The 12,593-nt window shown below is 59.9% G+C and carries 14 protein-coding genes; 6 read left to right on the plus strand and 8 right to left on the minus strand.

Annotated features, from left to right (window positions below; all coding sequences use genetic code 11):
- Positions 1 to 71: 71 nt before the first annotated feature.
- Together QTL96_RS11075 and QTL96_RS11080 are read right to left on the minus strand one after the other, a co-directional pair.
- A complete protein-coding gene (locus QTL96_RS11075) occupies positions 72 to 956 on the minus strand; it encodes an AraC family transcriptional regulator (RefSeq protein WP_289727755.1) in 885 nt (294 codons plus the stop codon).
- A 120-nt stretch (positions 957 to 1,076) separates the two neighbouring features.
- Positions 1,077 to 2,090, minus strand: coding sequence for a substrate-binding domain-containing protein (locus QTL96_RS11080; RefSeq protein ID WP_289727756.1), 1,014 nt, complete (start codon positions 2,088 to 2,090; stop codon positions 1,077 to 1,079).
- 193 nt (positions 2,091 to 2,283) lie between these two features.
- On the opposite strand from QTL96_RS11080, the gene QTL96_RS11085 reads away from it, so the two are divergent.
- From QTL96_RS11085 to QTL96_RS11105, 5 genes are all read left to right on the plus strand, one after another.
- Positions 2,284 to 3,084, plus strand: coding sequence for an inositol monophosphatase family protein (locus QTL96_RS11085; protein WP_113168211.1), 801 nt, complete (start codon positions 2,284 to 2,286; stop codon positions 3,082 to 3,084).
- Between the two features lie 127 nt (positions 3,085 to 3,211).
- A complete protein-coding gene (locus QTL96_RS11090) occupies positions 3,212 to 4,129 on the plus strand; it encodes a J domain-containing protein (protein WP_132668210.1) in 918 nt (305 codons plus the stop codon).
- 2 nt (positions 4,130 to 4,131) lie between these two features.
- Complete coding sequence (locus tag QTL96_RS11095) at positions 4,132 to 4,461, plus strand: chaperone modulator CbpM (RefSeq protein ID WP_112436559.1); 330 nt, start codon at positions 4,132 to 4,134, stop codon at positions 4,459 to 4,461.
- A gap of 53 nt (positions 4,462 to 4,514) precedes the next feature.
- A complete protein-coding gene (locus QTL96_RS11100) occupies positions 4,515 to 5,009 on the plus strand; it encodes a cupin domain-containing protein (RefSeq protein WP_113168212.1) in 495 nt (164 codons plus the stop codon).
- Between the two features lie 600 nt (positions 5,010 to 5,609).
- Positions 5,610 to 6,008: a helix-turn-helix transcriptional regulator gene (locus QTL96_RS11105; RefSeq protein ID WP_018896782.1), complete on the plus strand. Its 399-nt coding sequence runs from the start codon at positions 5,610 to 5,612 to the stop codon at positions 6,006 to 6,008.
- A 27-nt stretch (positions 6,009 to 6,035) separates the two neighbouring features.
- On the opposite strand, the gene QTL96_RS11110 is transcribed toward QTL96_RS11105, so the two are convergent.
- The 6 genes from QTL96_RS11110 to QTL96_RS11135 all read right to left on the minus strand — a co-directional run bounded on the left by QTL96_RS11110 (position 6,036) and on the right by QTL96_RS11135 (position 11,889).
- Positions 6,036 to 6,305: a hypothetical protein gene (locus tag QTL96_RS11110; RefSeq protein WP_018896781.1), complete on the minus strand. Its 270-nt coding sequence runs from the start codon at positions 6,303 to 6,305 to the stop codon at positions 6,036 to 6,038.
- 79 nt (positions 6,306 to 6,384) lie between these two features.
- The gene (locus tag QTL96_RS11115; protein ID WP_289727757.1) at positions 6,385 to 7,128 is read right to left on the minus strand and encodes a TfuA-like protein; all 744 of its coding nucleotides are present in this window, start codon (positions 7,126 to 7,128) and stop codon (positions 6,385 to 6,387) included.
- Complete coding sequence (locus QTL96_RS11120; RefSeq protein WP_289727758.1) at positions 7,125 to 8,381, minus strand: YcaO-like family protein; 1,257 nt, start codon at positions 8,379 to 8,381, stop codon at positions 7,125 to 7,127. Before QTL96_RS11120 ends, QTL96_RS11115 begins: the two co-directional genes overlap by 4 nt.
- 11 nt (positions 8,382 to 8,392) lie before the next feature.
- Positions 8,393 to 8,518 carry a hypothetical protein gene (locus tag QTL96_RS11125; protein WP_280637067.1) on the minus strand — a complete coding sequence of 42 codons (126 nt, stop codon included), beginning with the start codon at positions 8,516 to 8,518 and terminating at the stop codon, positions 8,393 to 8,395.
- Positions 8,519 to 8,638: 120 nt separating this feature from the next.
- The gene (locus tag QTL96_RS11130) at positions 8,639 to 10,588 is read right to left on the minus strand and encodes a BTAD domain-containing putative transcriptional regulator (protein WP_289727892.1); all 1,950 of its coding nucleotides are present in this window, start codon (positions 10,586 to 10,588) and stop codon (positions 8,639 to 8,641) included.
- Between the two features lie 260 nt (positions 10,589 to 10,848).
- Positions 10,849 to 11,889, minus strand: coding sequence for a glutamine synthetase beta-grasp domain-containing protein (locus tag QTL96_RS11135; RefSeq protein WP_112820026.1), 1,041 nt, complete (start codon positions 11,887 to 11,889; stop codon positions 10,849 to 10,851).
- Positions 11,890 to 12,370: 481 nt separating this feature from the next.
- On the opposite strand from QTL96_RS11135, the gene QTL96_RS11140 reads away from it, so the two are divergent.
- A complete protein-coding gene (locus QTL96_RS11140) occupies positions 12,371 to 12,574 on the plus strand; it encodes a DUF2735 domain-containing protein (RefSeq protein ID WP_112943335.1) in 204 nt (67 codons plus the stop codon).
- Positions 12,575 to 12,593: the final 19 nt, after the last annotated feature.

The raw sequence follows: 12,593 nt of genomic DNA on the forward strand, positions 1-12,593 counted from the left end.
CGATCCCGGACGAATTGAATGTTTTTGGGCAATTTTTCGCGGAGCGGCCAAACGCTCACTCAGTGTGTCGTTCAAGCAACGTGGGCCTTTTTCCAGGTGGCGGGCGGCGTTCCGATATTCTTGCGGAAAACGCGCGTGAAATGCGCCTGGTCCGAAAAACCGGTCTCGGCTGCGATGACCATGAGCGGCTGGTCGCCGTTCAGCAGGAGCTCTTTCGCCCGCTCCAGCCGCGCATTCATCTGCCACTGATGCGGCGCCATGCCGGTGGATGCCTTGAAGGCATGGCTGAAGTGGGATTGCGAGAGCCCGGCGAGCGTCGCAAGCTCTTCTAGTCGGATATTGCGCATGCAGTTCTCGGTGATGAAATCCGTTGCCTTGCGCAATTGCCATGAAGCGAGCTTGCTGCGCTTGCGCACCTCGCTTTTCCCAAGCTTCATCACGTCGATGATCAGCGCCAGCGCCAGACCGTCGCCATAGAGATCGTGCAACGGCGCCGGGTTCATGCATTCGGCCGCGATCATCCGCGACAGCGTCAGCACGCGCTCGTCGGAAAACAGTAAGCGCGGGCTCGTCAGCCGATCGGGATCGAGCTCCTCCATCAAACGGCGCGCGACCATCTCGGCGTCGAAATGCAGATCCAGGTGACGAAGAAATTGCACGTTCTTCAGATTGGCCCAGAGCTCCATTCCCGCAGGCACATAGGAAATCGGCTGATTCTCGTCCTCTTCCGCGGAACCCGCACCCTTTGAACTCAGCTTCATCGTCGAACGGCCGGCGCCATTCATGTCAAGAAGGATAAAAAGCCTGGGATCATTGGACACATAGTAACCGCCGGCATAGGGCGCGCACTCCACATCCCAAACATCCGCAACGATGCCGTTCCAGGATCGCCTGTGAAGGCCGCCGACGACGGAGAAACCTTCGATCTTGTTCTGCATGCGGGGCTGAAATGTCATGGATGGGGCGCGCACTATACCTTCTTAATAAAGTCAAGTTTAAAGCAAGCGGTGATCTAACGCAATCCCGCGCTATAAAAGCCCCCCATATTTTAGGGCGCAGTGGCCGTGCGACTTCGATCAGCCCTTGCGGATGGACCCGCGCCAGATGAGTTCGGCTTTCAAGCGAACCGAATGAGCCTCTTCCGGCTCGTCCTCATTGCCACCGGTAGCAAGCCACTTTACCGCCTGCGTGGCGATCGCCATAACCGGCTGCGCGAAGGTCGTGAGATTGAAGGAAGACCACGACGCCTGCTCAATATCGTCAAAGCCGGCAACGCACAGCTGATCCGGGATCGACAGACCGAACTGGTGACGCGCGGCATCCATGAAACCGAAGGCGAGCAAATCGGTGGCGCAGAACACGCCATCAGGCCGCTCGGCGCGCGTCAACATACGCTGCGCAAGCACCCGACCCGCCTCGTATCCCGTCGATCCATAGCGCTCGACGACGACCTCGAGGCCGAGCTTTGTGGCGGCAGCGATAAAGCCGCGCTCGCGACCCATCAAGCTTGGCGTCCCAGCTTCGGAGTTCGCGAAAGCGAGGGTCTTGCACCCCGCGCGCACGAATGCGGTCGCGATCCTGCCGCCGGACTCGTAGTCGTCGAGGTTGATCTTCAACGGACCGGGCTGGTCGTCATCGCGGTTGATCAGCACCAGGCGCTGGCCGCTGCGCAGGCAAAGCTGGGTGATCGACTTATCCGGCAGTCCGGAGAGGATGATCGAGGCATCGGCCCGGTAGCGGATAGCCTGCTGCAGCGCGCGGTCGACGCTGCCGTCCGAGCGATCAGTGTTGACAAACATCGCGACCTTGCCGGCGTTCTGCAACTGGATTGTCAGTTCCCGCAACAGCGCCGAGCGATACGGCGTCGCGACATCGGAAACGATCAGGCACACGATGCCGCTCTCATTTCGCATCAGGCCGCGGGCGAGATGATTGACGTGATAGCCGAGTGCCTCAGCTGCTTCCAGCACCCGCCTGCGGGTGTCAGCGGATACGCTGGCTCCGGGCGTGAAGGTTCGCGATACGGCGGAACGTGACACCCCTGCCCTCTCGGCAACTTCTTGCGCGCTGACGAATAATTTAGACGGCATAGCGATCCTTTTGTTGCACGCACCTTTGCATCGAGTTGCACTTGCGTGCAATCCGTAACGACCCTAGCCAATATGAAGTTTTCATGACGAATATTGACATCACGCACAGCGATGTGTTCGCTTTGCACGCGCTTGCAAGCGCGACTTTCAGCGGCTGTATCCAGCCATCGTTTCCAATAAAGGACATGTTGCGATGACATTGCGCGTTATTCCAGGGCTCGAAGCACGTCTGGCCCTAGCCGCGGCTGTTGCCCGCGAGGCAGGCGCCGTGGCGCTCGATTATTTCAAACGCCGCGACACTCTGGTGATTGAGACGAAACGCGACCCGCAGGACGTGGTGTCGATCGCTGACCGTGAGGTCGAGAACCTGATCCGCGCACGGTTCGCGGACGCCTATCCTGGAGATGGCGTTCTCGGCGAGGAGTATGGCCTGACATCAGGCACGTCGGGCTTCACCTGGGTGATTGATCCGATCGACGGCACAAGTCCCTTCGTCAGCGGCATGCCGAACTGGTGCGTCTCGATCGGCCTGCTGCACGACGATATGCCTGTCGTGGGTGTCATCGCCTCGCCTTGCCATGATGAGATATACGCCGCAGCCCTCGGCATGGGCGCCACCCTGAACGGCAAGAAGCTTGAACTCAGCCCCGACCGCAACATCCGCAACGCGGTGACCGGTATCGGCGCGAACAGCCATGTTTCGCCCGCCACGGTCGCCAAGATGGTCGAGGAACTGCTGGAAGCGGGCGGCAATTTTATTCGCAACGGTTCCGGCGCGCTCATGCTCGCCTATGTCGCCGCGGGCCGCCTCGTCGGATATTACGAGCCCTATATGCATGCCTGGGACTGCCTGGCCGGATATTGCCTCGTCCAAGAAGCCGGCGGCTGGTTCCATCCCTTCCCGACCAATGGAGAGGGATTGACCAAGGGAGCCAAGGTGCTCGCGGCGGGACCCGGCGCCATCGACGATCTCCGCAAGATCGCCGGCGTCTAAACACGCTCGCCTCGACGGCGGGCGCGAGAACAGAAGCGACATCGCGCCTCTCGTCCCACGCGATTTTGCAACCTATATATACATGCGAAGAATGCCGGCGATCCGCGCCGGCTGAACGGAGACATGTATGAGCCGAGATCCGTACGAGCTTCTGGGCGTCAAAAAGGACGCTACGCAAAAAGAGATCCAGAGCGCGTTCCGCAAACTCGCCAAGAAACTGCACCCGGATCTCAACCCTGGCGACAAAAAGGCGGAGGACCGTTTCAAGGAAATCTCTGCCGCCTACGAGATCGTCGGCGATGAGGACAAGCGCAAGCGCTTCGACAAAGGCGAGATCGACATGACCGGCGCCGAGCAAGCGCAGCGCAACTATTATCGCGACTACGCCTCGCAGGCCGGTGCCGGCAGCCGCTATCAGAACAATGCCGGCTTTGCCGATTTCGGCGACAGCGACGATATATTCTCAAGCTTCTTCTCCGGACGCGGACGCGGCGGCGGGCAGTTCCGTTCTCAGGGGCAAAACCGGCAATACTCGATGGAAGTCGATTTTCTCGACGCCATCAACGGCACCAAGACACAGATACGCCTTCCCGATGGCCCGGCACTCGACTTGCAGATCCCGGCGGGAACCCGCGACGGCCAGACGCTGCGCCTGAAGGGAAAGGGTGAGCCGGGGATCGGCGGCGGTCCGCCAGGTGACGCTTTGGTGGAGATCCGCGTTCGTCCGCACAAGGTTTATGTTCGCGATGGCGATGACATCCGCATCGATCTGCCGATATCGCTTCCTGAGGCGGTGCTCGGCGGCAAGGTGCGTGTGCCAACGCCATCGGGCGCGGTCAATCTGACGCTGCCCGCGAATTCCAGCAGCGGCAAGGTCTTGCGCCTGAAGGGCAAGGGCGCGCCGAAGCGCGGCGGCGGGGCCGGCGATATCTATGTGTCGCTGAAAGTCGTCTTGCCGGATGAGCCGGACCCGAAGCTTGCCGAATTCATGAGCGAGTGGACGCCGGCCAATCCGCAGAATCCGAGAAAAGGCATGGAGGAGTAGCCATGAATGATCTTGAATTCCGCCGAACCCTGAAGATCGACGTGACCGTGGTGGACGTATGGATTGAGCAGGGGTGGCTGATCCCCGAAGCGCATGATGGCGATCGTGAGTTCCGCGACGACGATGTCGCGCGCGCGCGGCTGATCCTCGACCTCACCCGCGATATGGGCGTCAACGAGGCCGGCGTCGACTTGATCATGGATCTCGTTGACCAGATACACGGGCTGCGCGGCACCGTCCGTGACATGCTTGGCGCCATGGAGCAGCAGGACGACGACGTACGCCGCCGGCTGCGTCGCAAACTCGACGCGCTGTCCACGCGAGCAGGCTGAACGGCGCAGCCTTGCGGGTTACAAAGGGACCGGACAAGAAAAGGAGACCATACTTGAACAACGATGACGGCTCCCACGACGCAGATTATCCGCATCAACCCATCGACTGGCGCGAACACGGCGTGAAGGTCATCCCGGGTAATGCGCTCGATCCGAACACCGCGCAGACCCCAGGCATGAACCGAGCAACGGCGATCAACAATGCCCGCGCCGGCGCTGAGAAGATTTGGGCCGGTACGGTCACGATCCACGCCAACGCGAAGACCGGCGCGCACCATCATGGCGACCTCGAAAGCATCATCTATGTGGTGAAGGGCAAGGCCCGCATGCGCTGGGGCGACAATCTTGAATTTACTGCCGAGGCCGGACCCGGAGACTTCATTTTCGTGCCGCCCTACGTGCCGCACCAGGAGATCAATGCGAGCCAAAACGAGACGCTCGAATGCGTCCTCGTGCGGTCCGGACAGGAGCCCGTGGTGGTCAATCTCGATATTGAACCGGTTGAACTGCCGGAAGACGTTCGGTGGATCGATCCGATACACAAATAATCCACTCTCGGTAGTGCGCTAACGAAGAATTGATCGACGGCGACATCCGAAATTCGCTTCAGATAATTCTTTCGTCTCGGCAGATGACGGTCATCGAGCCCCAAGGCCGAAATCGACCAGAAAACGACAGCCGGTTCATGTTTCCGTCCAGCACCTTACGTCAAAAGCACTGCCCAGCAGGGACTTTCGGTGGCCGGCGCGAACAAGCGCAGACCACAACAATAAGTTCAGAAGGTACTAATCCAATCTTCAATCCGCCGCGTACACCGTTTTGTTACTGCCCGGAAACGCCCTAAAAAGACCGTTCCAGGCGGATATCAAGGCCTTCGGCGCAAGTCTCAAATTCCGGCGATTTATCTACCGGAAGATGTATATAAGCCTCGTTTGGTCAAAACAAACCGGAATACTTACTTATGATTGCATTCGACGTCGCACAAATTTGCTGAACTACAGGCTTTTTTCAGTTGAAAGTCAGGGTCTTCAGGCACATGAGTTGGCGGGAATAAAAGTGAGCGGCACAATTGATCCGTTCAAATATCTTGGTAAGGTTGCCGCAGGGAATAATAAGCACGCCGCAACTGGCGTTAGAAGGATAAGGCCATGAAAGAAGCTCCGCATACCGTCGACGTTCATGTAGGCAAGACGATCCGTATCAAGCGCCTGATGCGCAAGGTTTCGCAGACCGAACTGGGTGACCGCGTCGGCGTCACGTTCCAGCAGATTCAGAAATACGAGAAGGGCTCGAACCGCGTTTCGGCAAGCATGCTGGTCGAAATCGCCGGTGCGCTCGATGTCGACGTCCGCTCCTTCTTCGAAGATATTTCGGCCAACGCCAATGACAATCCGACCCCGAGCGACGAATTCGTCGTATCGCGCGACGGTGTACTCCTGAACGCTGCCTTCCTGTCGATCAAGAATGAGCAGGTTCGCAAGAAGATCGTCAAGCTGGTGCAGGCAATTGCCGGCATGGAGCAGATCGAAAGCGAAGCCGCCGAATAAAGCGGCTTCGGCGGGTCCCATCAACGATTAGTGGCGCTCCAGTACGACGAGGTTTTCTCGCGCGTCTTTCATTGCCACTTTCGTCTTGGTACCGATCAGCTTCTCCAGATTCACGTCCAGCTCACGCTCCGGGTCGATTCCATCCCAATCGATGACGACCTGAAGCAGAGCCATGTTCGTCAGATGCGTCAGGTTGTTCAACTTGAGCTTCTGCGCTTCGTCCTTCGCGGCCGACAGCAAGCGGAAAATCCTCGCGTATTCGCTTCCGCTTCCCTCGTCCATCGTCTGAATGTTCATCTCGTCCGCTCCGCCTCTCTGAGACGCCCCAAACACCACTTTGGGGCTCCAGTGCTTCCATCATTCAGGCGTGGCGTTATTAGAGCGTTACAGGCGTTACCGGGGTGCTGATTTCCGCATGCAGCATCTCCCAGTGTGACGTTGCCGCGAAGCCCCAGTTGCGCTTTCCAGCAGTGAATTTCACGCTCTCGAGGTAATCCAGAACCATATCGGCATCGGCGCGCTTGCGCTCGATCTTGTTCGCGCGAATCAATTTCACGATCTCCTTGGCGCGCACGGTGTTGTCGAAAGCGCAGCGTTCCACCGCCTTCGGATAGGTGCGCTCGGAAAAATGCAGCGCGCGGCCCGCCAGAAGAAGCTTCTTGTATTCGCCCGACAACAGCAGGCCCTGCCTGTTCAGCGCGTCGATGGTCGGCTGATAATCGACCCACGGAACGGAGAGCGGCAGCCAGCCCAGCTCCGCCGGCGCGTGAACTAGCGCCACCGCCTCATCGTCGATGAGCCGGCCATCGGCGTAGTCGTCATAGATCGAGCCGATGCCGACCATGCCGAACGCCGAGCATTCAGCGGCTCTGAGCGCGCCCATGCTGGCGCCGCCTGCGACGACGACGTTCTGCTCGAGCGCGAAGAGGATTTCCTTGTGCCAGACGGACGGCATCTCGCCGAAATAGCCATCGACGATGCCGATGGCACGCGCGCCGTCACGCACCGCCTGCAGGATATCGCCTCGGGCGGCTGGCCCGCGAAACTCGATCGACGGATGCTCGGCTTGAAGCCTGTCGAGATCCCGGCCGAAGCTCGGTCCTGCGAAGATAACTCTCATGCCTGGGCTCCCTGCATGGCGCCGATCGCGCGCAAGCCAAGTTGAATGAATTCTCCGCTGACATCGACCTCGAGGCCGGGCACGATGACGCGGACAACGGAGACCGGAAGGCGCGGATGCGGGATCGGCACGGTCACGACCTGCTCAATACCCCGCGCACGCAGCCGATCCAGAATGTGGCGAATGGTCTGCTGGATGCTACGCTTGGCAGGCTCGGCAAAGCGCGGTGCGACCGCCGTCTCGTCGCAGAGTTCGATAAGTTGCTGCATCGGTCCGTCGCCATCGAGGCGCTGGTAGACGCGCGGCGAGAAGTCGTCACGGCTGCCGGCAATCGCCGTCAGCCGGCTCTGCGCTGCCTCGGTGATGGCGCGCAGCGCCGCGCGAACAGGATCGGGATGACAACCGCAGCCGCCGCAGACATTCGTCCAGCGCGCATCGACGCGGTCGCCGAGGTCGCCGGGAACGATGACAGCGAGAAAGCTCGGCACGCCGATATCGGTCGTCATATCAAGCAGCAGGAGCCGCATGCCGGCGCGGGCGATGCGGTCGGTGATGATGTCGATGACGGGATCGCCGAAGCCAGCCGGATCGATGCGCGAGCCGCGCAGTTCATCGAAGGGCCGCAGCTGCGTCAGCGCCCATGCGTCACGCTCGACCAGTTCGCACAGGCCGTGAAGTACGGCTTCGGCAGGGCGATTGCCCGATGCCAAGCCGTCGCTGGACTGCTCGAAGCCGGAAGGGCGCGTGCCACGATGGTCGAGGCCAACGAGCGACCACGGCACGAAAACCGGCGTGTTGTTCATGATATCAAGACCTTCGCTCCAGGCGAGCGGTCCTGTATCGATTTCGTCCGGCACGCAGCGCGCGACGGAACCGAGATCGATGAGCGGCGCCCGCTCGGCCTTCATGCCGGCGAGCGTGGCGATCACCAGATCATCCGGCTGCATCTCGGCAACGCGGGTTTCGACCGCTTCCATGGCAGCCGAGGTCATCGCGGCGTCCTCGTCGATGCCTTTGCCCTGGAAGACGGACAGTGTGTAGCTGTTCGGACGGGTCGCGAAGGCGACCGGAATTTCGAGAAGATCGAGCGCCGTCAACAAGCCGACGCGCGTTATTCCAAGCTCGGCAAAGTGCGGCTTGATCGCCGCGAATGTCTGTCCAGGCGTCAGGGAGCGGTCGTGGTAGGCGCTGACGCCCGCCGCGGAAAGACTTAGATCCCCAGCCAGATCCGTGAGTGCTGCCTGAACAGACATTCGCAAAAACCTCAACGGAACTTCAGAGCGTGAACGATGTTCGCGGTCGCGTTGGTGTCGAGCTGAACGGCGTTCTGCTTCAGGACGGCCTGGGCAGCAGCGGAGAGGCGAACGGTGGACTTGATTGCGTTGGTCATGGTTTTCTCCTTTTGGTGGCAGCACTTGCTGCGGACAGGAGAGACTGTGACCGGCCGGCGTTATTCCGGTGTGACTGGAAATTTCGCTAATTAACGGCAAAAATCGTCATGTGTCGCACTTCAGGACAGGCCGGCCATCCTGAGTCCGTCTATCAACTGGCGAGTATCGTCAGGGTTGCGATCCGGCACGAAACGCCAGACATCTTCCGTGCGAAAATCCGGAAAATTCTCGAGGACAACCGAGGCATAATGCGCTGCGGTGGCCTTGTCGCCGTTCTTGGCGTGCGCTGCGGCGAGCAGACGCGAGGTCGCCGGCCGGTCCTTGACGCGGTCGAGCACCTCGATCGCCTTGGCGTAATTCTCCTGGACGAAATGAATGCCGCCCAGGTTCCAGTAGTAGTAATCCGGCGGCAGCGGATTGAGCTTCAGCGCGGCGTGGCTGAGCTCTAGCGCGCGGTCGCTCTGCCCGTCATGCAAAAGCGCATCCGCGTGATCGGCCAGAATATCCGCGTCATTCGGATTGAGCATCTGCGCTTCGGCGAAGAAATCGAGGCTATCGGCAAAGCGGCGGCGATAGAGCGCCACGAAGCCTAGCTCGCGCATGGCTCTTCCGCTGTTCGGATCGCTGTCGCGAGCCTGCCATGCCGAGCGATCGGCCTCTTCCAGAAGTGCGGTGTCCTTCATGCCGCGAACGAGCCATTCCATGCCCAACACGCGAGCCATGCCGGCATGGGCGGAGGAGAAGCGGTCATGTCTCGACAGCGCCGACTTGAACCATTTGCGTGCCTGCCGGAGGTGCTGCAGATCGGTCTTCGAAACCAGCCGCTTGCCCTCGAGATAGAGCCGATAGGCCGAGGGCGAGACATCGTGCATCATATCCGTCAATTCGCGCCGCTCGATCGTATCGGCGAGCGTCATGACAATGCGCCGCGCCAATTGGCCGAAGGACTGGTTGACCTTCTGCATGGCAAGCGGCAAGTCGATCGCCCAAAGCACTTCGGCGGTCGAGGTCTTGGTCAGTCGGCAGGTCGCGTAGATCTCGTCCTCACGGCCGTGGATCGTCACGTAGACGGTGTAATCGAAACGCAATTCCGGCGGCATCGGCTGCAGTTCGCCGCTGGCGAGGCTGCGGTTCAGGATCTCGACGCTGGTATGCGCAGCAATCACCTTGAAGCCGCGCTGCTGGCTGAGACCGATCGTGACGTCCTCGAGCAGCGCGCGGCCGACACGCTGCAAAAGCGGTTCCGACAGCATTGTTTCCGGCGGAAGGATGAGCACGCGCGGCTGGCCGAGCGGATCGGCGGTCGCGGGCCGGACGGGGGCGGCTTCGGCTACGGCAGGGGCGGCCGGCGCGATGATGCCGAACTCCAGCGCGAGCGCCTGCGTTGCCGCATCCGGCTCGGCGCCGTACTCGGCTTTCAATTCGTTGCGGCAGCGGAAATAGGCCTGCCGTGCGGAAGCAAGATCGCCCGCCGTCGCATGCGCATTCATCAGTGCGCGGCAGGCCGCCTCGTTCGCCGGATCGGTGGCGACCAGCAAGCCGGCCAGCAATACGGTATCGGCGAGCGTCAGCTTGTCGGGCGAATCAAGCAGCGTCATCAGATGCGCATCGCGGTATTCGGCGATGCGACGGCGCTCGATCGTGACCCACTCGTCCGCTTCCATCGTCGGCGCGCGAAAACCTTCGAGCAATTCGCCCGCAAGCAAAGCCCAATCGCTCCGCGCCAGCGGATGCGTTGCATCCCTGAGCAGCAGGACATCGGTGGCCCAGTACTCGGCATTGAGCGTGATATGGGTGTTGGTGGCGGTGATCAGGCGGGGAAGCCCTTCCGGCACGCTGCGATCGATGCGGGCGAGCAGCTGTCGAAGGCTGCCGGCGCGCTGTTTCGACACGTCGGACTGCCAGAGCATGCCCCGCAATGTCTCACGCTCCATCGAGAACTGCGACGACGCAGCCACGAAAGCCAGGAGCGGATAGGCTTTTTCCGGAAGCACGATTTCGCCGTTATTGGCGAAAAGCGCGGGCTTTCCGAGCAAGCGAAGCAGGAGGCTGTGCTTAGCCACTGACACCAAGGGTAACTCGCGTTTGGATGATCCAAGGCAAGTATAGTGAAAAGAGACTGTAACGCAAAAGGAATGCGGCTGCTCGGTTGAGTTTTTCAACCGTTAGACGATGGCGATCACAAACAGGGTTTAGAAAAATCGGGATCGGCGGGAAGAAATCGCAGCGATCGTCGATCGCCGTGCCAATGCGAGGCACATCAACCGTGATCCAAAAGAAATGGCGCCGGCCTTTCGACCAGCGCCATCACAATCAATCAGGATTTGGCTTAGGCGGCAGCCGAAGCGAAACCAGCCGTCGGAACTTCCGAGATCGTCTTCAGAACCTGGGAAGCGATCTGGTAAGGGCAACCCTGCGAGTTCGGGCGGCGATCTTCCAGATAACCCTTGTAGTCGTTCTTGACGAAGGAGTGCGGAACGCGGATCGAAGCGCCACGGTCGGCAACGCCGTAGGAGAACTTGTTCCACGGAGCAGTTTCGTGCTTGCCGGTCAGACGCTTGTCGTTGTCCGGGCCGTAAACGGCGATGTGGGCATCGAGGTTCTTTTCGAACTGCGCCATCAGAGCCTCGAAGTAGGCCTTGCCGCCAACTTCGCGCATGAACTTGGTCGAAAAGTTGCAGTGCATGCCCGAACCGTTCCAGTCGGTGTCGCCGAGCGGCTTGCAGTGATACTCGATGTCGATGCCGTACTTTTCAGTCAGGCGCTGCAGCAGGTAGCGAGCCATCCAGATCTGGTCAGCGGCCTTCTTGGAGCCCTTGCCGAAAATCTGGAATTCCCACTGGCCCTTGGCCACTTCAGCGTTAATGCCTTCGTGGTTGATGCCGGCAGCGAGGCAGAGGTCGAGGTGCTCTTCAACGATTTCGCGCGCAACTGGACCAACATTGCTGGAGCCGACGCCGCAATAATAAGGACCCTGCGGAGCCGGGTAGCCCTGCTCCGGGAAGCCGAGCGGACGGCCGTTTTCGTAGAAGAAGTATTCCTGCTCGAAGCCGAACCATGCATCTTCGTCGTCGAGGATGGTTGCGCGGCTGTTGGAAGCATGCGGGGTAACGCCATCAGGCATCATGACTTCGCACATGACGAGGACGCCGTTGGTACGGGCCGGGTCCGGATAAACGGCGACGGGCTTCAGCACGCAATCGGAGCTGCGGCCTTCAGCCTGCATCGTGGAGGAGCCATCGAAGCCCCAGAGCGGCAGCTGCTCGAGCGTCGGGAATTCTGCAAATTCCTTGACCTGCGTCTTGCCACGAAGGTTCGGTACCGGGGTGTATCCATCGAGCCAGATGTACTCGAGCTTATACTTGGTCATTTGCGAGTCTCTCAAAACAAAGGTGTCAGCAGGTCCCAGGGACGCAGCGGCCGAAGCCGCCTTGCCCGTGGAGGGATGCCAAAGAGTATGCATGTAGCGTGCCAGTTCGCGACGAGAGGCGAAAAGACCACGCGGAAAGGGGCCGACGCAGTGCCGTTCAGGCAGGCGCCCGGCAATCGGTACGGGCCCTGAAGTGCCAGTGGACTCAAGCGTTTACGCCGCCTATCGATCGAACGTCTCCCTGGAAAAAGATGAACGGCAGGGTCGTCAGTTTTTTCCGCACAATACCCAGTTTGCGCATTTATTATGCAGATGCATATTTTATGTATTCAGCAAATTTCTGATATAAAGCTGCTCAAATTGCATATGCACACAATTCAAACATTTGTTGCACTTTTTTCAATCAAGTAGCGCATTCTCTGTGCAGCTGTGTTATTGTTTCCCTTAACGCTTTAGGGCGGACTCAATTTGGAGGCATGACATGGTTACTGGTGTGCATCACGAGTCGGCAACGATCTACGCTTTCCCTACGAAGCGCTTCGCTTCATCGCCGCTTCACCAGAAGGTGGATCTGGAAAAAGATCTGGAACCCTGCGTTTACGACAGCTGCTGGTACCACGAAGACGCCATGAAAGAGGAAGAAGCCTCGGCCCAGCCGCGCTTTACCCCGCGTTTCGTCGACTGACAGCTTTTTGTCGGCGAGG

This window comes from Rhizobium sp. S163 (genome assembly GCF_030380805.1).
Classification (GTDB): Bacteria; Pseudomonadota; Alphaproteobacteria; order Rhizobiales; family Rhizobiaceae; genus Rhizobium.

Excerpts from the sequence above, each read along its gene's own strand:
- QTL96_RS11075 (WP_289727755.1), bottom strand. The coding sequence starts at position 956 with ATGACATTTCAGCCCCGCATGCAGAACAAGATCGAAGGTTTCTCCGTC.
- QTL96_RS11080 (WP_289727756.1), bottom strand. The coding sequence starts at position 2,090 with ATGCCGTCTAAATTATTCGTCAGCGCGCAAGAAGTTGCCGAGAGGGCA.
- QTL96_RS11085 (WP_113168211.1), top strand. The coding sequence starts at position 2,284 with ATGACATTGCGCGTTATTCCAGGGCTCGAAGCACGTCTGGCCCTAGCC.
- QTL96_RS11090 (WP_132668210.1), top strand. The coding sequence starts at position 3,212 with ATGAGCCGAGATCCGTACGAGCTTCTGGGCGTCAAAAAGGACGCTACG.
- QTL96_RS11095 (WP_112436559.1), top strand. The coding sequence starts at position 4,132 with ATGAATGATCTTGAATTCCGCCGAACCCTGAAGATCGACGTGACCGTG.
- QTL96_RS11105 (WP_018896782.1), top strand. The coding sequence starts at position 5,610 with ATGAAAGAAGCTCCGCATACCGTCGACGTTCATGTAGGCAAGACGATC.
- QTL96_RS11110 (WP_018896781.1), bottom strand. The coding sequence starts at position 6,305 with ATGAACATTCAGACGATGGACGAGGGAAGCGGAAGCGAATACGCGAGG.
- QTL96_RS11115 (WP_289727757.1), bottom strand. The coding sequence starts at position 7,128 with ATGAGAGTTATCTTCGCAGGACCGAGCTTCGGCCGGGATCTCGACAGG.
- QTL96_RS11120 (WP_289727758.1), bottom strand. The coding sequence starts at position 8,381 with ATGTCTGTTCAGGCAGCACTCACGGATCTGGCTGGGGATCTAAGTCTT.
- QTL96_RS11125 (WP_280637067.1), bottom strand. The coding sequence starts at position 8,518 with ATGACCAACGCAATCAAGTCCACCGTTCGCCTCTCCGCTGCTGCCCAG.
- QTL96_RS11135 (WP_112820026.1), bottom strand. The coding sequence starts at position 11,889 with ATGACCAAGTATAAGCTCGAGTACATCTGGCTCGATGGATACACCCCG.
- QTL96_RS11140 (WP_112943335.1), top strand. The coding sequence starts at position 12,371 with ATGGTTACTGGTGTGCATCACGAGTCGGCAACGATCTACGCTTTCCCT.